Origin of the sequence: Vogesella sp. AC12, assembly GCF_024437575.1 — a bacterium.
In the GTDB taxonomy this organism is placed as follows: Bacteria; Pseudomonadota; Gammaproteobacteria; order Burkholderiales; family Chromobacteriaceae; genus Vogesella; species Vogesella indigofera.
In genome coordinates this window covers 323,532-345,670 of record NZ_JANFNU010000001.1, presented here as the reverse complement: position 1 = coordinate 345,670, position 22,139 = coordinate 323,532, and the positions used below count along the sequence as shown (strand labels likewise).

The window sequence follows — 22,139 nt, the reverse complement described above, 5'->3', positions numbered from 1 at the left end:
CGCGGATGCTGACCGACGCCGAAAAAGATTCCCTGCGCGAGTACTATCGCGCCATTGCCGACAACCTGCCGGGCTTCCGCCCGCGCGCCGCCCAGCGACAAATGCTGGCCACCGTCGCCAACGCCTTTGGCAGCACCCTGAGCAAGGCCGAGGACAGCGACGACGCGCCGGAGCGCAACGGCGAGAGCATCGCCGTGATCGAAGGCCCGACCGGCGTCGGCAAGAGCCTGGCCTACCTGCTGGCCGGCGGCGTGATGGCCAAGTCGCGCGGCAAGAAGCTGGTGGTCACCAGCGCCACCATCGCGCTGCAGGAACAGCTGGTCAATCGCGACCTGCCGTTCGCCATCGAGAAAAGCGGCCTGCCGGCCACCTTCGCACTGGCCAAGGGCCGCGGCCGCTACCTGTGCCCGTACCGCCTGTACCAGCTCACCGCCGACAACGCGCAGGGCGAGCTGATCGCGCAGGACCCGGCGCTGGCGCTGTGGGAGCGCAAGCCGGAACAGGGCGAGATCGAGGCGCTGCGCCAGCTGGCCGACGCGTTTTACTACCGCAAGTGGAACGGCGACCGCGACAGCTGGCCGGAAATGATCAATGACGAGCTGTGGCGCCGCGTCACCAACGACCGCCACGGCTGCCTGAAAGCCGGCTGTCCCAACCGTCCGGAGTGCCCGTTCTACCTGGCGCGCGAAACACTGGAAACCGTCGACATCGTGGTCGCCAACCACGACCTGATGCTGGCTGACGTGGCGATGGGCGGTGGCGTGATCCTGCCGGCGCCGGAAAACAGCTTTTACTGCATCGACGAGGCGCACCACCTGGCCAAGAAGGCGGTCAACCAGTTCGCCGCCGAGCACAGTCTGGCGCAGGCGATGGCGTGGCTGGACAAGGTCACGCCGCTGGCGACCCGCGTCGAGAGCCTGATCGACAAGCCGGAGCTGGCCAGCAACGCCTGCGAGGCGGCGGCGGCCTGCATGGAAAGCCTCACCGAATGGCTGTGGCTGCTGCAGACCGAGCCGTCGCTGGAAGCCAGCAGCGACAACCTGGAACCGTCGTGGCTGGTCGAGGACGGCGTGCTGCCGGAATCGATGAAGATCCCGGCGGCCAACATGGCGCTGTCGGCACGCATGCTGTACAAAAACCTGACCGGCATGAGCGATGGCCTCGGCCAGTTGCGCAAGGACAAGCAGCAGGAGACGCTGCTGATCGACAAGACCAGCTCCGATGTCGGCTTCATGGTCGGCAAGTGCGAACAGCTGATGGCGCTGTGGGACCTGTTCGAGAAGGAGCCGGAAGAAAACGCGCCGCCGATCGCCAAGTGGGTGACCCGCCGCGCCGACGGCAAGGGCGACTACCTGTTCTCCGCCTCGCCGGTGAGCGCGGCAGGCAGCCTCGCCGCCACGCTGTGGCGCCGTGCCGCCGGCGCGGTGCTGACCTCGGCCACGCTGCGCTCGCTGGGCAGCTTCGACCTGCTGCTGTCGCAGACCGGCCTCAAGTGGCTGGAGCAGGTGCAGACCGTGGCGCTGGATTCGCCGTTCAACTTCAGCGAACAGGGCGAGCTGTACGTGCCGCCGCTGCTCAGCACCCCGAAAGACCCGGCCGGTCACACCCGCGAAATCATCGACTGGCTACCCAAGCTGGTCGACCTCAACGAGGCGGTCGGCACGCTGGTGCTGTTCACCTCGCGCAAGCAGATGCAGGAAGTGGCGGAAGGGCTTGCGGCCAACCTGCGCGAACGGGTACAGATGCAGGGCGAGCTGCCCAAGGCGGTGCTGCTGCAGAATCACCGCGACGCACTGCAGGCCGGCCGCGCCAGCGTGCTGTTCGGGCTGGACTCGTTCTCCGAGGGGCTGGATCTGCCGGGTGAAGCCTGCGTGCACGTCATTATCGCCAAGCTGCCGTTCGCGATGCCGGATGATCCGGTCGGCCGCACCCTGTCGCGCTGGATCGAAAAACGCGGCGGCAACCCGTTCGTGGAGCTGACGGTGCCGGAGGCGTCGATCAAACTGATCCAGGCCGTCGGCCGCCTGATCCGTACCGAACAGGACTATGGCCGCGTCACCATCCTTGACACCCGCATCGTGCGCCAGAACTATGGCAAACGCCTGCTGGCCGCCCTGCCACCATTCCGCCGGATTTGATATTGGGGAAAGCCGCCATCCTGCCGCCACCGCGCAGGATGATGCCCACCCGGTTTTACGGTAGAATGGAGGGTAAACCCGAACCGTGACTGACATCGCAGAACTGTTTGCTCTGCCACATAACAATTCAGCACAGGGCAAGAGACCACACCCACTCAAAAGAACGCGCCCGGTTAAGCCATGATCTGTAATCCATACGAAATCGTTATCCAAGGCCTGACATCCGAAGGCCGCACGTTCCGCCCCAGCGACTGGGCCGAACGTCTCGCCGGCATCCTCTCGTCGTTTGGCGACGACCAGAAGCTGGCCTATCACCAGTTTGTACGCCCGATGATGCTGGACAACGTCCGCTGCGTCGCAGTGGACAAGAAGCTGGAAAAAAACCAGCCGCAGGTATTCCGCTTTCTGATGGATTTTGCCAAGGACAACGATCTGCGCATCGTGGATTGCCGCACCTTGATCGACGAAATCTACCCGAACCAGTTTCTGGCCTGACATGCTGGCAGCACGCAGCAGACGGCGCGGGTCGTCCGCTAACGTGATGTTTGCTATCATGACGGCTTGAACCCATCAAGCGATGAACGCATGTCCACACTGATCAAAAGCCAGCAAGATATCGAAAAAATGCGCGTTGCCGGACGGCTCGCAGCGGAAGTGCTCGACTACATTACGCCCTTCGTCAAACCCGGCGTCACCACCAACGAACTGAACCAGCTCTGCCACGACTACATGGTCAATGTGCAGGGCACCATCCCGGCGCCACTGAACTACGCGCCGGATGGCGGCATTCCGTATCCGAAATCGATCTGCACCTCGATCAACCACGTGATCTGCCACGGCATCCCCGACGACAAACCACTGAAAAACGGCGACATCCTCAACATGGACATCACCGTGATCAAGGATGGCTACCACGGCGACAACAGCCGCATGTACTACGTCGGCCAGGTCAGCGACTTTGCGCGCCGCCTGTGCAAGGTCACCTACGAGTGCATGTGGAAGGGTATCGAGAAGGTCAAGCCGGGCGCTCGTCTCGGTGACATCGGCAACGCCATCCAGCGCCACGCCGAAGGCGCCGGCTACAGCGTGGTGCAGGAATTCTGCGGCCACGGCATCGGCACCAAGTTCCACGAAGAGCCGCAAGTGCTGCACTACGGCCAGCCGGGCACCGGCATGGAACTGAAGGCCGGCATGATTTTCACCATCGAGCCGATGATCAACCAGGGCAAGCGCCACCTGCGCCTGCTGGCCGATGGCTGGACCGTGGTCACCAAGGACCGCAGCCTGTCGGCGCAGTGGGAACACACCGTGCTGGTCACCGAAACCGGCTACGAAATCATGACCACCTCCGACGGCACCCCGCCGAAACCGGTGTGGAAATAAGCTGCAGCAGCGTTAACGAGGCCGGACTGAATGTCCGGCCTTTTGCGTGAATATGCACATTCCCGCCAAAAAGCGGCCAGTCCCCCTTTTTTTCCGCCACTAAGCAGGCACAATGCCCTGCAGCCGGCGCGCCCAGAGCACGCCCCCCTCCCCACCTCCCAAGCTAGTGCGTTGAATGTGCTGACCCTCGTCATGGCCATCGATCTGGCCGAAGCAGTCGAATTTGCCGACCTGATGCGCGCCAGCGGCGAGCATGCCCGCGAGCACGGCGCGCGGCAGACCCTTGCCGCCGCCGAGACCCTGCTGCGCGAGCTGCATGCCACACTAACCGGCAACAGCACGTCCCTGCTGCCGGCACAGCGGGCCCAGGCCGACAGCCTGCTGCCGGCCCTGCTGGAACTGGCCCGCCGTCTGGATGCCTCGCAGCCGCAGCAGGCATTGTTCGCCATGGTGCTGGCCCAGGCGCTTGCCACCAGCCTGCTGCACCAGGCAAAACGGGGACTGCAGCAGGAAGCGGGCCGCAACGGCTTTTTCAGCAGCAACAAAAGCAAGATCGACTCCTGCGCCGACTGCCTCGCCTGTGCCATCGAAGTGCTGCGCACCCATGCACTAGGCTACAGCAGCCTGCCACCCGGTTTCTGGCAGGATTGCCACCGCCTGTACCGCTACCTGCTGGATGGCGGCTGGGAAAGCAAAACTGCCGCCGGCAAGAACGATACCCTCGGCGCGCTGTACCGCCAGCTGCTGCTGCTCGGCGTCACCGCCAGCAACCGGCTGGATCCGGCGCGCATCGAGTGCCTGGTGCGGCTGGTGCGCGAAGGCGGCAAGCATGCCCAGCTGCTGCCACTGGCGTCGGCAGTGGACGGTAACGGCTTCATCGTCGACCTGGCGCGCGATGCCGCGCCGCGTCACAGCAGCATCCGCGGCAAACCGGGGCAGGAGCATGCCCAGCTGCTGCTCGGCGTGCACCGCGTGCTGCAGAGCTGGGAAGAAAAAAGCCAAGCCACCCCGCAACTGGATGCCGCGGCACAGCTGGAGCAGCAGCTGATCCTGAAACTGCGCCAGGAACTGGTCTATCCGCCGCAGCGGCGCTACCTGCGCCTGCACAGCAAGAGCGAAGAGTTCGTGCAGCTGCACGCCACCCTCGACCACTGCTGGCAGGCACTGCAAGCCGACAGCGACGATACACCACCGCCAGTGGCGCAGATGCAGGTGTGCAATATGAGCGCCAGCGGCTACCTGCTGCGCGGCCAACTGCCGACCATGCCGCTACGCAGCGGCGAGCTGGTGCTGATCCGCCGTCCCGGCCGCGACCCTTTCCTCGGCGTGGTGCGCTGGATCAACCGCCACAGCCCGTGCGGCGATACCGAATGCGGTATCGAGATCGTCGGCAAGAACCCGGAAGCGATCCAGGTGAAGCCGGTGGTCACCTACGCCACCGAACAGGCGCAAAACGCGATCCGGCTGGCCGCCAATGCCCGCCTCAACCCGCAGGACGTGCTGGTGATGTACGGCAAGCCGTACCAGGCGCTGCGCCAGTTCGAGATCCACCAGCCGCAGGGCGTACTGCCGGTCAAGGCCACCCGCCTACTGCTGCAGACCGCCTACTACCAGCTGATCAACGTCCGCGCCGAACGTCACTGAGCCATTCCGGCGGCAAGGCCTTGCCACTTTCGGCGCCGCGTTTGCATAAAACCCTTGAGCGTCAATGGGGATTTTACTAGTCTGTAGCTCTCCAACTGTCGCCCAGAGCGCCCCATGGCCACCGTCCGCTTCCACCCCGCCCTGCTGCACACCCTGCGCCGCTACGACAAGGCCACCTTGCGCCAGGACCTGATGGCCGGCATTACCGTCGGCATCGTCGCGCTGCCACTGGCGATGGCGTTTGCCATTGCCAGCGGCGTGCCACCACAGGCCGGCATCTTTACCGCCGTCATCGCCGGCTTCCTGACCTCACTGCTCGGCGGCAGCAAGACCTCGGTCAGCGGCCCGACCGGCGCCTTCATCGTCATCATCTACGGCATCGTGGTCAAATACGGCATCGCCAACCTGATCATCTGCACCTTCATGGCCGGGGTAATGCTGGTGCTGATGGGGCTGCTGCGACTGGGGCAGGTGATCAAGTTCTTCCCGATGCCGCTGATTACCGGCTTCACCAACGGCATCGCGGTGCTGATCCTGCTCACCCAGCTGAAGGATTTCTTCGGCCTGCCGATCGGCAGCATGCCCAGCGGCTTCTTCGCCGTCGTCGACCTCCTGCGCCACACCATCAATCAGCTCGATCCGCTGACGCTGGCCGTCTCCGCCGCCTCGCTGCTGCTGATCCTGCTGTGGCCGAAATCACTGAACCAGAAGCTGCCGGGGCCGTTCGTGGCGCTGGTGCTGGCCACGCTGACCGTCAGCCTGTTCTCGCTGCCGCTGGCCACCATCGGCAGCAAGTTCGGCGGCATTCCGCAAGGGCTGCCCGAGCTGCACGGCCTGGCCTTCGACCCGGAACACCTGTCCGACCTGCTGGCCCCGGCCTTCACCATCGCGCTGCTCGGCGCCATCGAGTCGCTACTGTGTGCCGTGGTCGCCGACAACCTGACCGGTGACAAGCACGACGCCAACCAGGAGCTGATCGCGCAGGGCATCGCCAACATGGTGGTGCCGTTCTTCGGCGGCATTCCCGCCACCGGCGCCATCGCCCGCACCGCCACCAACATCAACAACGGCGGCAAGACGCCGGTGTCCGGCATCGTGCATGCACTGTTCCTGCTGCTGGTGATCCTGATCGCGGCGCCGCTGGCGGCCTACATCCCGCTGGCGGTGCTGGCCGCCATCCTGATCGCGGTCGCCATCAAGATGGGTGACTGGGACATCCGCAAGGCGGCGCAGTTTCCGAAGCGCGACACGCTGGTGCTGGTGGTGACCTTCGCGCTGACGGTCATCTTCGACCTCACCATCGCGGTGCAGATCGGACTGATGATGGCGGCGGTGTTCTTCATCCAGCGCATGGCCGGCAGCACCAGCGTGCAGGAGCTGAAAGCCGAACATCAGCAGCTGTACGAACGCCACTCCATCGCCGGCAAGCACATCCCCGACGGCTGCATCGCCTACCGCATCGAGGGCGCGCTGTTCTTCGGCGCCACCGACCGCATCGAGGCCATCGCCAACGCCCATCCCGAGGCGCGGGTCATCATACTGCAACTGCACCGGCTGGTGATGCTGGACACCACCGGCCTGCTGGCGCTGTCGGCGCTGAACCGGCACCTGAAGACGCAGGGGCGCACGCTGATCCTGTGCGGTGCCGGTACCGAGGTGATGCAAATGCTGAAACAGGCGCGCCTCGCCCGCGAGATGGGCAATCGCAACATCCAGCCCGATCTGACCACTGCGCTGCAGCACGCAGAAGAGGTGCTCACCGCCGGCGTGGTGTGGGCCTGAGCTGCAATGCCTCGACGCACCGCGCAGCAATCGGCCTAAGCGTGAAAGTAGCCGTAAAGTAGACGTGAAAAAGGGCAGCCGTTGGCTGCCCTTTTCTCTTGCTGCGGACGGGTTAACCTCGCCCGGACTCAGCAGGCCTCGCCCACCGCCGGCCCGGCCAGCGCATCCTTGGGCATGCTCAGCTGCTGCACCGCCGCGCGCGCCTGCGCGAAGCTGTCGGTAGCCAGCAGCGCCTGCCAGTCCGCCTGCGCGCCCCGCCCGGCCATTTTCTGCAACCGTGCGGCCAACCCTGGCAGCTGCGGATCGGCCAGCTCGGCCAGCAGCTGGTCGGCCAGATCCGGACGGTTGCACACCAGCGCCATGTCGCAGCCAGCGTCGAAGGCGGCACGAGCACGCTCGACGATGTTGCCGACGCCGGCGGCGCCTTCCATGGTCAGGTCGTCGGAGAAGATCACGCCATCGAAGCCCAGCTCGCCGCGCAGGATGTCCTGCAGCCAGACTTTGGAAAAGCCAGCCGGCTGCGCATCCACCGCCGGATACACCACGTGCGCCGGCATCACCGAGGCCATGCCGGCCGCCGCCAGCTGCGCAAACGGTTGCAGATCGTCGGCCTGCAATTGTGCCAGACTGCGCTGATCGACCGGAATCACGTGATGGCTGTCGCCCTCGACAAAGCCGTGCCCCGGAAAGTGCTTGCCGCAACTGCTCATGCCGCCACGCTGCAGGCCATGTTGCAGCGCCAGCGCCAGATCCGACACCACTGCTGGGGCGCGATGGAAACTGCGGTTGCCGATCACCGCGCACTGCCCCCAGTCCAGATCCAGCACCGGCGTGAAGCTGAGGTCGATACCACAGGCACGCAGCTCGGCGGCCAGCACGTAGCCCACGTTCTCAGTCGCCGCACGGCCGACCGAGACACCCTCATGCTCCCACGCCTCGCCCAGCACCCGCATCGGCGGCAGGCGGGTGAAGCCGTCGATGAAGCGCTGCACGCGGCCGCCTTCGTGATCGACGGCGATCAGCAGCTGCGGCTCGCGCAGCGCGCGGATCTCGGCGGTCAGCGCCTGCAGTTGTTCGATATTCTGGAAATTGCGACGGAACAGGATCACGCCGCCGACCAGCGGGTGGCACAGGCGCTCGCGCTCGGCAGCGGTCAGGGTAAAGGCCGCGACGTCGATCATCACAGGGCCGCGAGGCAATTGCAGGGGAAGCTTGTTCATAAAGAAAACGCCATCAAGGGTTGGCCGCAAGCGCGCTTTCGCAGACCACGAAAGCGAACGCGTGTTGTTGTTCATCGCTGATCGACAGGTGCACCGCGCAGATGCCACGCTGGTGCAGGAAAGCCTGCAGCGGATCGGAAAAGGCAAACATCGGCTTGCCCAGCGCATCGTGCACCACGGCAATCGCCGTCAGCAGCACCGGCGCGCGCACGCCGGTACCCAGCGCCTTGCCCAGCGCTTCCTTGGCGGCGAAGCGCTTGGCGAGAAAGCGCGCCGGCTGTTTCGCCTGCGCCAGTTCGGCCCGCTCGGATTCGGCCAGCAAACGTTGGCCGCAACGCAGGCCGTGACGTGCCAGCATCGCGTCGAAGCGCTCGATGCGCGCCATGTCGGTGCCGATGCCGTAAATCATTACAGCCCCTGACGACCTTCGATCATCAGCGCCTTCATCTGGCGCACCGCCTCGGCAAAGCCGACAAACAGCGCATGGCTGACCAGCGCGTGACCGATGTTCAGCTCGGCGATCTCCGCAATCGCGGCGATCGGTTTCACGTTGTGGTAGTTGAGGCCGTGGCCGGCGTTGACCACCATGCCGAGATGGCTGCCGAACACCGCCGCCTCGCGGATGCGCGCGAGCTCAGCCTGCTGCTCGTCATGCTTGAAATCGGCGTGGGCGTAGGCGCCGGTGTGCAGCTCGATGACACGGGCACCGGCATCGAACGCGGCCTGGATCTGCTCGCGGTCAGGATCGATGAAGATCGACACCCGACTGCCGGCGGCCGTCAGCTGGCGGGTGAAGTCGCGCACCTGGTCAAAGTAGCGGATCACGTCGAGGCCGCCCTCGGTGGTCACTTCCTCGCGCTTTTCCGGCACCAGGCACACGTCTTCCGGCTGCACGCGCAGCGCATTGGCCAGCATCTCGTCGGTCAGCGCCATTTCCAGGTTCATGCGCGTCTTGATCACACGGCGCATGGTGTCGACATCGTGGTCCTGGATATGGCGGCGGTCTTCACGCAGATGCAGCGTGATCAGGTCGGCACCGCTGGATTCGGCCACCAGCGCCGCTTCGATCGGGCTGGGGAAACGGGTACCGCGCGCCTGACGCAGCGTCGCCACATGATCGATGTTCACACCTAGCAGTATCATTCTGTATCTCCGGCAAGGCGCGCCGTCAGTCGGACAGCGCGTAGAGGGTAGTCAGCAGTTCGCGCGAAGCCAGCGGCTCCGGGCCCAGCAATTCATCCAGCAACAGCCGCAACAGCAGGCGCGCTTCGCGCCGGGTTTGCGGCTGCTCGAAATCGGCGGCGGCCAGCGCCAGCAAGGTGGCGCCGCTGACGTTGGCCGCACCGCGTGGCGCCTGCTCGCCGTCGGTGGGCTCCGGCGCGGCTCCGAAGCGGCACAGATAGCGCGCCTGCGGTGCAATGGCCTGCGCCAGAGTATCCTGCGTCAGCGCCGGCGCGTAGCCCAGCTCTTCCAGCAGCGCCAGCTCAAAGCGGCGCAGCACGGTGGCAGTCAGCGCATGGTCGACCAGGCTGCGCACCGCGCGATCGTACAGTTTGAACAGCGCCGGCGACGGGTCGTCGCGGGCCGCCAGGCGCAGCACCAGCTCGTTGAGATAGAAACCGGTCACCAGCCGCGCGCCGGCAAACTGTGGCACACCGCCGCGCCAGTCGGCGGTGTGCAGGGTGCGCAATTCACCCTTGCCGAACCAGGCCAGCTGCAAGGGCTGGAACGGCAGCAACAGTCCACGCAAGTCGGAACGCGGCCGCCTTGCGCCGCGCGCCACCAGCGTGAAACGGCCGTAATCGCGGGTCAGCACTTCCACCAGCAGGCTGGTCTCGCGGTAGGGCTGGGTGTGCAGCACGTAGGCCGGCTGGCGATCAACCCTGCCCTGCTGCATCCGTCCCTGCCTGCGGCTTGCGCCAGCTGTGCACGCGGCCAACCTGCGCCACGCGCAGCTCGAAGCCGGCGTACCACTGCGCAAAACCCTGCCGCTGCGCCAGCTGGTGCTCGCTATTGGCCTTCCACGCCGCGATGGCCGCCTCGCTGTCCCAGTACGACACGGTGATGCCGAAACCGTCGGCATCGCGCACGCTTTCCACGCCGAGAAAGCCGGGCTGCTCGGCCGCCAGCTCGACCATGCGCTCGCCCATGTCGGCGTAGCCCTGTTCGACAGCGCTGCGCTGGCTGCTAAAAATCACCGCCCAGTAGGGCGGTGTCGGGGTACGGGCAAACATGCGGCCAACCTTTGCTCAGTCTCAGTTCAGGCCGAAATCGCGCAGGAAGCGCACGTCGTCGGCCCAGCCGGATTTCACCTTCACCCACACCTCGAGGAACACCTTGCAGTCAAACAGCTGCTCCATGTCGAGACGGGCCTCGGTAGAAATCTTCTTCAGTTTCTCGCCACCACGGCCGATCACGATCGGCTTCTGCCCTTCCTTGTCCACCAGAATGGCGACGTGGATGCGGAACATGTGACCGTCGACCTCGAACGCCTCGACTTCCACGTTCATCTCGTACGGCAGCTCTTCACCCAGGTAGCGGAACAGCTTCTCGCGCACGATCTCGGCGGCGAGGAAGCGCTGGCTCTTGTCGGTGATCATGTCTTCCGGGTACAGCGGCACCGAGGCCGGCAGGTGCGGGCGCACCTTGTCCAGCAGCTCGGCCAGGCGCTGGCCGTGCTTGGCACTGACCACTTCGGCATCGGCAAACTCGAACTCCTCACGCACCTGCTGGATGAAGGCGTTCAGCATCAGGCTGTCCTTGGCCTTGTCGACCTTGTTCAGCACCAGGATTACCGGCGTATTCTTCGGCAGCAGCGCCATCACCTCGCGGTCGGCGTTGGACAGCCGCATCGCTTCCAGCACGAACAGCACGCAATCGACGCTGCCCAGGGTGTCTTTCACCGACTGGTTCAGCGTGGCATTGAGCGCGCCCTTGTGAAAGGTCTGGAAGCCGGGGGTATCGACGAACACGAACTGCGCGTTCGGCTCGGTATGGATGCCGTTGACGCGGTGGCGCGTGGTCTGCGCCTTTTTCGAGGTAATGCTGATCTTCTGGCCGATGAGATGGTTCATCAGCGTGGATTTGCCCACATTGGGGCGGCCAACGATGGCGACAAAGCCACAGCGGAAATCGGTATCGGTCATGGCTTATTTCTTGCCTGCGGCAAAGTGTTGTTCAAGCAGCAGCAGTGCAGCATCGGCCGCCTGCTGCTCTGCCCCGCGACGGCTGATGCCGTCACCGGTGGTAATGATGCTCAGCTCGGCCAGATCGCACTGCACGCGGAAGCTCTGCTCGTGCGCTTCGCCGCTCTGCGACAGGATACTGTAACGCGGCAGTGACAGCCGGCGCGCCTGCAGCGCCTCCTGCAACCGGGTCTTGGCATCCTTGGCGTGCTTGCTGGGGTCGATGGCGACCACGCGCTCCTGGTACAGGCGGCGCACTACACGCTCCGCCGCCATGAAGTCGGTATCGAAGCTGATGGCGGCAAAGATGGCCTCCACCGCATCGGCCAGGATCGACGGCCGGTTGAAACCGCCGCTCTTCAGCTCGCCCTCGCCCAGGTACAGGTAATCGCCCAGCTTCAGCTGCTGCGCGATCTCGGCCAGCGTGCTCTGGTTTACCAGGTTGGCCCGCAAGCGCGACAGCTCGCCCTCCGACAGTTTCGGAAAGTGATCGAACAGCATCTTGGCAACGGTGTAGTTGAGAATGCTGTCGCCAACGAACTCGAAACGTTCGTTGTTCGGCGCGCCAAAGCTGCGATGGGTCACCGCCTGACGCAGCAATTCGAAGCGGCTAAAAGAATAATCCAGCGCCGTACACAGGCGCCGGAAACGTTGATCAGACTGATTCACTATATTTAGGGATTCGATTCCAGGACAGGGGTACCTGCCTCATGTTCAAAAGAAAGGATCAGGCCGAGATGATCGACCAGGGGCACTTCGCGGCGATAACGCACGCCGATGCCGACCGCGGTCGGTGTCGTCAGGATCAGCAGGTCCTCCGGCTTGATCGAGACAATGCCGTGCACCGTGGTGCGGTCCCTGAATTCGCGGCGCAATTCACCTTCGGTTTTACCCGGGGTCACCACCATTTCGTCGATCGTTTTCTTGATCGCAAAATACTCGGTATACACCGGCAGCAGCTTGAAGAAGGCCAGCAGCACCACCGACAACACGATGGCCAGCGCCAGCACCACCAACAGGGAAAAACCACGTTGCTGCTTCATATCATGCTCCTGCACCCGGATTAATGGATGGATTTGCCAATACGCGAGAAGTCACCAAGGTTCAGCCAGATCAGGAACGCCCTGCCAACCAGCAAGCGGTCCTCGACAAAGCCCCAGTAGCGGCTGTCTTCGCTGTTGTCGCGGTTGTCACCCATCATGAAATAGTGTCCCTGCGGCACCTTGCAGCTGAAGCCGTCATCACGGTATTCGCAATTTTCGCGCAGCGCGAAGGAACGCACACCGGCCGGGTTGTAAACCGGCGCCTCCGGAATGACCAGCGTATCGTAGCTGACCTTGCCCAGGGTTTCGGTATAGCGCTGGTTCTGCACCAACATCAAGCCCTGTTCCAGGTAGCTGTGCTCGCCGACGCTCAGGCGCGGCAGCGGCTTGCCGTTCACCGACAGCTGCTTGTTGCGATATTCCACCGTGTCACCCGGCAAACCGATGGCGCGCTTGATGAAGCTGACCTTCTCGTTTTCAGGATAGGTAAACACCACCACGTCGCCATGTTCGACCGTGCCGACCGGCACGAACACCTTGTTCAGCACCGGCACGCGCAGGCCGTAGCCGAACTTGTTGACCAGGATGAAGTCACCAACCACCAGTCCCGGGCGCATCGAGCTGGAAGGGATCTGGAACGGCTCCACCACGAAGGCACGCAGCAGGAACACCACCGCGATCACAGGGAAGAAGCCGCGCGGGAAGTCGATGTAGTGCGGCACCACCACGCCCGGCTGCCGGCGCTTGGCCAGCACCAGCTTGTCGAACAGCCACACGCCACCGGTCACCACCACTACCAGCAGCATCACCGCGGTGAAGCTCATGTGGTCGGAGAGCAGGCCGAAAGCCCCGCCCAGAATCGCCAGATATCCCCACTCGATGGATGAAGCGTGGGTACCGTCATCACGCTTGCCGCCAAACGCGATCAGCATCACGCCGACCGCCAGCAGCACCATCCATACCCAGAACAGGTTTGCCCCCATTTATTTGTCCCCAACTTGCAAGATCGCGAGGAAGGCTTCCTGTGGAATCTCCACGTTGCCGACCTGCTTCATCCGCTTCTTACCGGCCTTCTGCTTTTCCAGCAGCTTTTTCTTACGGGTAATGTCGCCACCGTAGCACTTGGCCAGCACGTTTTTGCGCAGCGCCTTCACCGTTTCACGGGAGATGATGTGGCCGCCGATGGCCGCCTGCACCGCGATGTCGAACATCTGACGCGGAATCAGCTCACGCATCTTCGACACCAGCTCGCGACCGCGGTACACGCTGGTGGCGCGGTGCACGATCAGGCTCAGTGCATCGACTTTTTCGCTGTTGACCAGCACGTCCAGCTTCACCAGATCCGAGGCCTGGAATTCCTTGAACTCGTAATCCAGCGAGGCATAGCCGCGGCTGGTGGACTTCAGCTTGTCGAAGAAATCCATCACCACTTCATTCATCGGCAGATCGTAGGTCAGCATCACCTGACGGCCCATGTACTGCATATTGCGCTGCACGCCGCGCTTCTGGTTACACAGCGTCATCACCGAGCCGACATAGTCCTGCGGCACCAGAATGGTGGCGGTGATGATCGGCTCGCGCAGTTCTTCGTACTTGCCCGCTTCCGGCATCTTCGACGGGTTGGACACCTCGCTGATGGTGCCGTCCTTCATCACCACTTCGTAGATCACCGTCGGCGCGGTGGTGATCAGGTCCATGTCGAACTCGCGTTCGAGACGTTCCTGCACGATTTCCAGGTGCAACAGGCCGAGGAAGCCGCAACGGAAGCCGAAGCCCAGCGCCTGCGACACTTCCGGCTCGTACTTGAGCGAGGCATCGTTCAGCTGCAGTTTTTCCAGCGCATCGCGCAGCGACTCGTAGTCGTGGCTTTCCACCGGGTACAGGCCGGCAAACACCTGCGACTGTACCTCCTTGAAGCCTGGCAACGGCGCATCCGCCGGCTTGTTCACCAGAGTAATGGTGTCGCCGACCTTGGCCGATTTCAGCTCCTTGATACCGGCGATGACAAAGCCCACTTCACCGGCGTTCAGGCTCGGGCGCTGCACCGACTTCGGCGTGAACACGCCGACCTGTTCGCACAGGTGTTCGGCCTGGGTGGCCATGAACTTGATCTTGTCTTTCGGCTTCAGCTGGCCGTCAATCACGCGCACCAGCATCACCACGCCAACGTAGTTGTCGAACCACGAGTCGATGATCAGCGCCTTCAGCGGGCCGTCCGGATTGCCTTCCGGCGGCGGAATCTTGCTGACCACGGTTTCGAGGATGTCCTCGATGCCGATGCCGGATTTGGCCGAGGCACGCACCGCGTCCACCGCCTCGATGCCGATGATGTCCTCGATTTCCTGCGCGATGCGGTCGGGATCGGCCGCCGGCAGGTCGATCTTGTTCAGTACCGGCACCACTTCCACGCCCAGTTCGATGGCGGTGTAGCAGTTGGCCACGGTCTGGGCCTCGACACCTTGCGAGGCATCGACCACCAGCAGCGCGCCTTCGCACGCCGACAGCGAACGGCTGACTTCGTAGCTGAAGTCAACGTGTCCCGGGGTGTCGATCAGGTTCAGGTTGTAGACCTGGCCATCACGCGCCTTGTAGGTCAGCGCGGCGGTTTGCGCCTTGATGGTAATGCCGCGCTCTTTTTCGATGTCCATCGAATCGAGCACCTGCGCACTCATTTCACGCATGTCCAAGCCACCGCAATACTGGATAAAGCGGTCGGCCAAGGTCGATTTGCCATGGTCAATATGGGCAATGATCGAGAAATTTCGGATATTTTTCATCAGAATCCAGCAAAAATTAAGGGCACTGGTTTGTGCCCTTGATAACTCACACTGGCGCGGATTTTAGCCGATTTCGCCTGGCTGTGCAGCCAATCGTGCAAGCAGTCGCGGCAGGTCGAGATGCCAGTGGCAGATTTCGGTCGCCCCTTCCATCAATACCGGCACCAGCTCGTTGTACTTTTCTTCCAGCAGCGGGTCGGCATCGACGTCGACGACGTCCAGCGCAAAGCCATGTTGCTGCTGCAGCGGCTGCAGCTGTGCCAGCATGTCGTGGCACAGACTGCAGTATTCGCGAAAATAGAGTGTCAGCTGCCTCATTGCGTTTTTTTCTCCGGCACCAGCGCCACGAACAGCGGATTACCTTGTCGCAACAGGCGCATCGGCAGCGCCTGCCCCGCCGGCGTCGCCGCGATGGCATCCTGCAGCTGCTTGACGCTGGTAAGCTCGCTGCCGGCAACACCAATGATCACGTCACCGACCACGATGCCGGCCCGTTGCGCCGGACCCTCGACCTGGCGCACCTGCAGCCCGAACTTGACGCCCAGCTGCTGCGCCAGCTGCGGCGCCAGCAACTGCACCGACAGGCCGGTGCGGTTCATCGCGTCACCGTCCTGCTGCTGGTGTCCGTGATAAGCACGGTCGACGGTACGCGGGTCCTCTTCCTGCAGCGCGACGGTCAACACCGTCACCCGTGACAGCGCACGGTTACGCCACACGCCCAGCTCTACGCGCGAGCCCGGCTTGATCGCGCCGATCAGCCGCGGCAGATCGGCCGAGGCCTGCACACTGTCGCGGTTGACGCTCAGCACCACGTCGCCGGCACGCAGGCCGGCCAGCTCCGCCGGACCGCCCTTCTCCACCGAATTGATCAACGCGCCCTGCGGCTCTTTCAAGCCGAACGAGGCGGCCAGTTCACGCGTCAGCTCCTGGATGCTGACCCCAAGGCGGCTGCGGTTGACCTTGCCGTCCTTTTTCAGCTGTTCGGCGACATTCAGCGCGACATCGATCGGAATGGCAAAGGAAATACCCATGAAACCGCCGGAGCGGCTGTAGATCTGCGAATTGATACCAACCACCTCGCCGTCCAGATTGAACAGCGGGCCACCGGAGTTACCGGGATTGATCGCGGCATCGGTCTGAATGAACGGCACATAGCTCTCGTCCGGCAGCTGGCGCCCCTTGGCCGAGACGATGCCGGAAGTCACCGTGCTCTCGAAGCCGAAGGGTGAGCCGATTGCCAGCACCCACTCACCGACCTTCAGCTTTTCCGACCTGCCGAGTTTTACCGTCGGCAGGTTAGCCGCATCGACCTTCAGCAGCGCGACATCGGTACGCGCATCCGAGCCGATCAGGCGCGCCTTCAGCTCACGCTTGTCGCTGAGGGTGACGATCATCTCGTCCGCCTCGGCCACCACGTGGGCATTGGTCAGGATGAAGCCATCGGCCGACAGGATGAAACCGGAGCCCAAGCCGCCGGTGCGGTATTCACGCAGCTGCGGCGGCGCAAAACGGCGGAAGAACTCGGCAAACGGATCGTTCTGCATCCCCTCCGGGATCTGGCGCACCATCTCACGCACCGTCTGCACGGTACGGATATTCACCACCGCGCGCCCGTGCTGCTCGACCAGCTGGGTAAAGTCGGGCAGTACCTGCGGCGCAGCCAGCGCGGGCGCCGTGGCACCCAATGCGGCCAACATGGCAGAACACAGGATCAGTTTCTTGAACGGCATGTTTCTGTTTTCTCCTGAATGATCAGTGACGGATCGACCCGGCGCACGATGCTGGGCATGAAGAACTGCCGGGCGGTCACGACTGCGGCATAGCGTTTGACCCACCACAAGGTCAGGGCAAACAGGGAAAAAGCCAAGAGCACCGACGACAACTCGCCCAGCGCCCGCCCCAGCACCGCCCCCGCCAGCAGCGCCAGCAAGGGCAGGCAGTACAACAGGGCAGTCGACACCAGCAGCGCGCGCTCGTGCACGGCGACGATCACCTTGTCGCCGACACCGGCCGCGGACGGATTGCGCACGCGGAACAGCGGCTCGCGCAGCACAAACATCCGCGCCAGCGACAGCGAACGGCAGCCGTGCACCGGATCGCACTGCCCGCACGGGGAATGCGGGGTTGGCCGCACCATGGCTTCGCCGCCATGGAGGGACACCACCTGGGCTTCGGTTTCCAGCATGCTTATTTCTTGATTACGCGCACGGTGTTGATCACGTTTTCCAGGCCCTGCTCCGGCAGATCACCGACCACGGTCAGCACCTGGTTGCCCAGCCGGCGCGACGCCAGCCCCAGCCCACCTGGACCGATCACCGCCGGATGCGAATCGGCCTCGCCCTTGCCGGCCTCGACAAACAGCGACAGCTTGGCCAGACCATCGGTATAGACAAAATGTGACACCGGGGAGTCATGTCCCGGCAACTGGCGGGTCGCGTAGCGCAACAGGCGGAAGCCGGTCGGCATGCCACGGATCTCGAAATCGGCCGGCACCACTTCCTGCGGCGCGCTGACCGCGGCGCCCAGTGCCAGACTGTACTTGAAGCGCGGCCGCAACAGGGCGCGCTCTTTCGGGTTGCCCAGCGTCAGGTCGCTGAAGGCAAACTGCTCGATCACCGCGCCCTTGGCATCGTGGGTCACCGTCTTCAGCGGCAAGGCGCTGGCCGGGTCCACGCACACCTTCAGGCCGTAGCGCAGGTTGGCCTCTTTCGGCGTCAGCAACAGCCACTGGCAATCGCGGCGCGCGACACGGTCCAGCTTGCCGCGGCTCAGCACATAGGCCGACTTCAGGTCTTGCGAACGCTCCGGCAGGATCGCCGGAAACAGCTTGATGGCATTGACCTTGGCCGCACTCAGCGCCTTGGTGTCCGGCGCATAGCAGGTCAGCTCGTTGTCGTCGCGCACCAGTTCGCGCGGCATGCCGTCCATCGACTCGCGCCGCTCGCGCACCACACCACCTTCCTGCGCGCGATACAGGCGGAAGGTTTCCAGCTCGTCATCGACGTGATGGGTATAGCTACCGCTCAGCGCCTGGTGACGGCCCGCCTGCGCGGCTTTTTGCAACAGATCCCAATCCGACTCCGCGGCCGCCAACAATGGAATGCCCAGCAACAGATAACCGGCAAACTTGACCATCAGCGCGCCACCCCCGACACCGGTTCCGCCAGATTGACACGTTCCAGCCCTTCGGCGGCCATCATGTCGCGATGAGCCTGCAAATAGGAGTTGCGGGTGGACGCCTGCTCGGCCGATACCTGCACCGCCCCGCCCTGCGGCGTCGACACCGCCTGTGCCATCAGGCCCGGCACCGGTTCCGGCTGGCTCTGCCACACCGCCCAGCCGACCACCCCGGCCAGCGCGAAGGACGCCGCCATGGCGTAGCGCATCAGGCCCGATGCCGAACCGCGCTTGGGCTTGGGCGCCAGCACCGTCGGCTCCTGCTGCAGCGCCTGCCCGACTTCGGCACGCACATCGACAGACAACAGCGCAGAGCCGCGAATTGCATCACCAATCAGATGGTATTCATTCCATGCCGCTTTCAACTCCGGATCAGCGTCCAGCGCACGAATACACTGAGTGGAAGCCGCGTCGTCCAGCTCCCCATCCATCAAGGAAGAAAGGTTTTGTTTCATAATCGGTTCACCATCTTTTGTTTTTTGCCGTATCCAGCAAGGGACGCAACTCTGCCGCGATCGCTTCGCGGGCACGGAAGATCCGCGACCGCACGGTACCGATTGGACAGTTCATGGCACTGGCAATTTCGTCGTAGCTGAGACCTTCCATCTCGCGCAGCGAAATGGCCGTGCGCAACTCTTCCGGCAGCCGCTCCACCGCGGCATTGACCGCGGCGAGGATCTGCTGGTTCATCATCTCGGCTTCCGGCGTGTGGTAATCCGGCACCTGCGAGGCCATGTCCAGGCTTTCGCCGTCCTCATCCTCGAACTCGGCGCTGATTACCGGCCGGCGGCCGGCGGAAGTCAAAAAGTTCTTGGCCGTATTGATGCCAATACGATATAGCCAGGTATAAAACGCACTTTCACCGCGAAACGAAGGCAGTGCACGATAGGCCTTTACAAACGCTTCTTGCGTCACATCCTCAATATCCGCCGAATCGCGGATAAAGCGTGACAACAGGCGGGAAAGCCGTCGCTGGTACTTTGCCACCAACAGATCGAACGCGCGTTTTTCACCACGCTGCGCGCGCTCGACCAATTGCTGATCGATATCACGATCACTCATCGTTGCCGTTATCTCCCTGATTCGTCCTGCTTGTTTTTGTTGTGGCCAACGCTGGGCCAACACAGGACAGAAACTGTGACCTGCCTTGTTCAGGATAAGTTCACCGTACAAGCCGTTGCACTTATAACAAAGCTGTCTGCATCTAGCAAAAAAGCGCGCAGAAATTCGTTTACCAATTTACCAAGCACTTGCTAGAATATGAACAACCACTCCAGAACACAAAACACCAGAACCTCACACCCGAACCCGAAGACAGGAGAAACCCGATGACGACACCCGGCCAACGTTTCCGCGATGTAGTTGCCAACGAAAAACCCTTGCAAGTCGTCGGCGCGGTCAATGCCTACGCCGCCCGTCTGGCCGAGCACAGCGGCTTCAAGGCGCTGTACCTGTCCGGTGGCGGTGTCGCTGCCTGCTCCTGCGGCATCCCCGACCTTGGCATCACCACGCTGGAAGACGTGCTGATCGACGTGCGCCGCATTACCGACGTCACCGAGCTGCCGCTGTTGGTGGACATCGATACCGGCTGGGGTGGCGCCTTCAACATCGCCCGCGCCGTGCGCAACCTGGAAAAAGCCGGTGCCGCCGCGGTGCACATCGAAGACCAGGTGCAGCAGAAACGCTGCGGCCACCGCCCGAACAAGGCCATCGTCAGCCAGGAAGAAATGGTCGACCGCGTGAAGGCCGCAGTAGACGCCCGCAAGCACGGCATGGTGATCATGGCGCGTACCGACGCGCTGGCGGTCGAAGGGCTGGAGGCAGCGATCGAGCGCGCGGTGGCTTGCGTCGAAGCCGGCGCCGACATGATCTTCCCGGAAGCAATCACCGATCTGGCGATGTACAAGCAGTTCGCCGAAGCGGTGAAGGTGCCGGTGCTGGCCAACATCACCGAATTCGGCGCCACCCCGCTGTACACCACCGAACAGCTGGGCGCCAACGGCGTCGGGCTGGTGCTGTACCCACTGTCGGCGTTCCGCGCCATGAGCCAGGCGGCACTCAATGTCTACGGTGCCATCCGCCGCGACGGCACGCAGCAGAACGTGGTCGACACCATGCAGACGCGGATGGACCTGTACGAACACCTTGATTACCACGCCTACGAGCAGAAGCTGGACGCCCTGTTCAGCCAAGGCAAGTAAGCGGCCTGGCAAGCGGCGCGGCGGCGTACACCATGCCCAATCTGCTAGCGGACATTCCGGCCGATCTGCCGCAAGAGCTGTTCCAGACGCTGTTCTCCGGCAGCGCCGGTTTTCGCGTGGAACGCATCGTGTCGCGCGGGCACGCCTCACCCGAGGACTTCTGGTACGACCAGGACGAACACGAGTGGGTGCTGTTGCTGGCCGGCGCCGCAGAACTGGCGTACGCCGACCCGCCCCGCCGCCAGCAGCTGGCCCCCGGTGATGCGGTGCTGATTCCGGCCCATTGCCGTCACCGCGTGGCGTGGACCACACCGGCACAGGACAGCGTCTGGCTGGCCATTTTTTTCAGCGAAAAATAATCCGATAACGCACAACCCAGTCAATACCAGCAGCAGGAGAAGAGAAGAAATGACCGAATCACTCCAAGTGCTTCCCAAAGCCAAGAAATCCGTCGCCCTGTCCGGCGTCGCCGCCGGCAATACCGAGCTGTGCACCGTTGGCCGCAGCGGCAACGACCTGCACTACCGCGGCTACGACATTTTGGATCTGGCCGCCGATACCGAATTTGAGGAAGTGGCCTACCTGCTGGTACACGGCAAGCTGCCGAACCAGGCCGAACTCACCGGCTACAAGAAGAAGCTGAAATCGCTGCGTGGCCTGCCGGCGTCGGTGAAAGCGGTGCTGGAAGCGCTGCCAGCCGCCTCGCACCCGATGGACGTGATGCGCAGCGGCGTGTCGGCACTAGGCTGCACGCTGCCGGAAAAGGACGACCACAACGTGCCGGGTGCACGCGACATCGCCGACCGCCTGATGGCATCGCTGGGTTCGATGCTGCTGTACTGGTATCACTTCAGCCACAACGGCAAGCGCATCGAGGTGGAAACCGACGACGACTCCATCGGCGGCCACTTCCTGCACCTGCTGCACGGCCAGAAGCCGTCCGCACAGTGGGTGCGCGCGATGCACACCTCGCTCAACCTGTACGCCGAGCACGAGTTCAACGCCTCCACCTTCACCGCCCGCGTCATCGCCGGCACCGGCTCCGACATGTATAGCGCCATCACCGGCGCCATCGGCGCGCTGCGCGGCCCGAAACACGGCGGTGCCAACGAGGTGGCGTTCGAAGTGCAAAAGCGCTACGAAAACCCGGACGAAGCCGAGGCCGACATCAAGGCCCGCGTCGAGCGCAAGGAAGTGGTGATCGGCTTCGGTCACCCGGTGTACACCATCAGCGACCCGCGCAACAAGGTGATCAAGGAAGTGGCGCGCGAGCTGTCCAACAGCGCCGGCGACAGCAAGATGTTCGACATCGCCGAGCGTCTGGAAAGCGTGATGTGGGACATCAAGAAGATGTTCCCCAACCTGGACTGGTTCAGCGCGGTGAGCTATCACATGATGGGCGTGCCGACCGCGATGTTCACCCCGCTGTTCGTGATTGCCCGTACCAGCGGCTGGAGCGCACACGTGATCGAACAGCGCATCGACGGCAAGATCATCCGCCCGAGCGCCAACTACATCGGCCCGGAAGACCAGGAATTCGTGCCACTGGCACAGCGCTGACGCACCCCCCCCTGCCGGCAGCGACCGGC

At 63.5% G+C, this 22,139-nt stretch carries 23 protein-coding genes and 1 pseudogene; 8 read left to right on the top strand and 16 right to left on the bottom strand.

Features of this window, described 5'->3' with window-relative positions:
• The first annotated feature begins 5 nt into the window (after positions 1-5).
• From dinG to NOM55_RS01775, 5 genes and pseudogenes are all read left to right on the top strand, one after another.
• Positions 6-2,138 carry an ATP-dependent DNA helicase DinG gene (gene dinG, locus NOM55_RS01795; protein ID WP_255907243.1) on the top strand — a complete coding sequence of 711 codons (2,133 nt, stop codon included), beginning with the start codon at positions 6-8 and terminating at the stop codon, positions 2,136-2,138.
• 180 nt (positions 2,139-2,318) lie between these two features.
• Positions 2,319-2,606: pseudogene (locus NOM55_RS01790) on the top strand (DUF3579 domain-containing protein); the annotation flags it as partial.
• Between the two features lie 117 nt (positions 2,607-2,723).
• Entirely contained in the window at positions 2,724-3,521 is a 798-nt protein-coding gene (gene map, locus NOM55_RS01785; protein WP_255907239.1) for a type I methionyl aminopeptidase, read from the top strand.
• Positions 3,522-3,698: 177 nt separating this feature from the next.
• Positions 3,699-5,165 carry a hypothetical protein gene (locus tag NOM55_RS01780; protein ID WP_255907238.1) on the top strand — a complete coding sequence of 489 codons (1,467 nt, stop codon included), beginning with the start codon at positions 3,699-3,701 and terminating at the stop codon, positions 5,163-5,165.
• 114 nt (positions 5,166-5,279) lie between these two features.
• On the top strand, positions 5,280-6,947 hold the full coding sequence (locus NOM55_RS01775; RefSeq protein ID WP_255907236.1) for a SulP family inorganic anion transporter: 1,668 nt from the start codon (positions 5,280-5,282) through the stop codon (positions 6,945-6,947).
• Between the two features lie 128 nt (positions 6,948-7,075).
• Here the strand turns inward: NOM55_RS01775 and nagZ are convergent, their stop codons facing one another.
• From nagZ to rpoE, 16 genes are all read right to left on the bottom strand, one after another.
• On the bottom strand, positions 7,076-8,167 hold the full coding sequence (gene nagZ, locus NOM55_RS01770; RefSeq protein ID WP_255907234.1) for a beta-N-acetylhexosaminidase: 1,092 nt from the start codon (positions 8,165-8,167) through the stop codon (positions 7,076-7,078).
• 13 nt (positions 8,168-8,180) lie between these two features.
• Positions 8,181-8,576 carry a holo-ACP synthase gene (gene acpS / locus NOM55_RS01765; RefSeq protein WP_255907232.1) on the bottom strand — a complete coding sequence of 132 codons (396 nt, stop codon included), beginning with the start codon at positions 8,574-8,576 and terminating at the stop codon, positions 8,181-8,183.
• Positions 8,576-9,310, bottom strand: a complete 735-nt coding sequence (gene pdxJ, locus NOM55_RS01760) for a pyridoxine 5'-phosphate synthase (protein ID WP_120809737.1) — start codon at positions 9,308-9,310, stop codon at positions 8,576-8,578. Before pdxJ ends, acpS begins: the two co-directional genes overlap by 1 nt.
• 25 nt (positions 9,311-9,335) lie before the next feature.
• On the bottom strand, positions 9,336-10,064 hold the full coding sequence (gene recO / locus NOM55_RS01755) for a DNA repair protein RecO (RefSeq protein ID WP_255907231.1): 729 nt from the start codon (positions 10,062-10,064) through the stop codon (positions 9,336-9,338).
• Positions 10,045-10,401, bottom strand: a complete 357-nt coding sequence (locus tag NOM55_RS01750) for an antibiotic biosynthesis monooxygenase (RefSeq protein WP_255907230.1) — start codon at positions 10,399-10,401, stop codon at positions 10,045-10,047. Before NOM55_RS01750 ends, recO begins: the two co-directional genes overlap by 20 nt.
• 21 nt (positions 10,402-10,422) lie before the next feature.
• The gene (gene era, locus NOM55_RS01745) at positions 10,423-11,313 is read right to left on the bottom strand and encodes a GTPase Era (RefSeq protein ID WP_047966271.1); all 891 of its coding nucleotides are present in this window, start codon (positions 11,311-11,313) and stop codon (positions 10,423-10,425) included.
• A gap of 3 nt (positions 11,314-11,316) precedes the next feature.
• Positions 11,317-12,021 carry a ribonuclease III gene (gene rnc / locus NOM55_RS01740; protein WP_053068071.1) on the bottom strand — a complete coding sequence of 235 codons (705 nt, stop codon included), beginning with the start codon at positions 12,019-12,021 and terminating at the stop codon, positions 11,317-11,319.
• A 5-nt stretch (positions 12,022-12,026) separates the two neighbouring features.
• On the bottom strand, positions 12,027-12,395 hold the full coding sequence (locus NOM55_RS01735) for a DUF4845 domain-containing protein (protein ID WP_047966272.1): 369 nt from the start codon (positions 12,393-12,395) through the stop codon (positions 12,027-12,029).
• 20 nt (positions 12,396-12,415) lie between these two features.
• Positions 12,416-13,378, bottom strand: a complete 963-nt coding sequence (lepB, locus tag NOM55_RS01730) for a signal peptidase I (RefSeq protein ID WP_255907228.1) — start codon at positions 13,376-13,378, stop codon at positions 12,416-12,418.
• Complete coding sequence (lepA, locus tag NOM55_RS01725; protein ID WP_047966274.1) at positions 13,379-15,172, bottom strand: translation elongation factor 4; 1,794 nt, start codon at positions 15,170-15,172, stop codon at positions 13,379-13,381. It lies immediately after the preceding gene.
• A gap of 63 nt (positions 15,173-15,235) precedes the next feature.
• Complete coding sequence (locus NOM55_RS01720; protein WP_255907227.1) at positions 15,236-15,490, bottom strand: glutaredoxin family protein; 255 nt, start codon at positions 15,488-15,490, stop codon at positions 15,236-15,238.
• Positions 15,487-16,902, bottom strand: coding sequence for a DegQ family serine endoprotease (locus tag NOM55_RS01715; RefSeq protein ID WP_255907226.1), 1,416 nt, complete (start codon positions 16,900-16,902; stop codon positions 15,487-15,489). The genes NOM55_RS01720 and NOM55_RS01715 overlap by 4 nt, the downstream gene beginning before the upstream one ends.
• A complete protein-coding gene (locus NOM55_RS01710) occupies positions 16,884-17,357 on the bottom strand; it encodes a SoxR reducing system RseC family protein (protein WP_047966277.1) in 474 nt (157 codons plus the stop codon). Before NOM55_RS01710 ends, NOM55_RS01715 begins: the two co-directional genes overlap by 19 nt.
• A gap of 2 nt (positions 17,358-17,359) precedes the next feature.
• Complete coding sequence (locus tag NOM55_RS01705; RefSeq protein ID WP_047966278.1) at positions 17,360-18,307, bottom strand: MucB/RseB C-terminal domain-containing protein; 948 nt, start codon at positions 18,305-18,307, stop codon at positions 17,360-17,362.
• A complete protein-coding gene (locus NOM55_RS01700) occupies positions 18,307-18,804 on the bottom strand; it encodes a sigma-E factor negative regulatory protein (protein ID WP_120809730.1) in 498 nt (165 codons plus the stop codon). Before NOM55_RS01700 ends, NOM55_RS01705 begins: the two co-directional genes overlap by 1 nt.
• A 7-nt stretch (positions 18,805-18,811) precedes the next feature.
• On the bottom strand, positions 18,812-19,411 hold the full coding sequence (gene rpoE / locus NOM55_RS01695; RefSeq protein ID WP_047966280.1) for an RNA polymerase sigma factor RpoE: 600 nt from the start codon (positions 19,409-19,411) through the stop codon (positions 18,812-18,814).
• 266 nt (positions 19,412-19,677) lie between these two features.
• Here rpoE and prpB point away from each other — a divergent pair, with 266 nt between their 5' ends.
• From prpB to prpC, 3 genes are read left to right on the top strand one after another with little or no spacing between them, the layout of a single operon-like run.
• Entirely contained in the window at positions 19,678-20,550 is an 873-nt protein-coding gene (gene prpB / locus NOM55_RS01690; protein ID WP_255907225.1) for a methylisocitrate lyase, read from the top strand.
• Positions 20,551-20,582: 32 nt separating this feature from the next.
• Positions 20,583-20,909, top strand: a complete 327-nt coding sequence (locus NOM55_RS01685; protein WP_255907223.1) for a cupin domain-containing protein — start codon at positions 20,583-20,585, stop codon at positions 20,907-20,909.
• A 49-nt stretch (positions 20,910-20,958) separates the two neighbouring features.
• Positions 20,959-22,110 carry a 2-methylcitrate synthase gene (prpC, locus tag NOM55_RS01680; protein WP_047966283.1) on the top strand — a complete coding sequence of 384 codons (1,152 nt, stop codon included), beginning with the start codon at positions 20,959-20,961 and terminating at the stop codon, positions 22,108-22,110.
• Positions 22,111-22,139 lie beyond the last annotated feature (29 nt).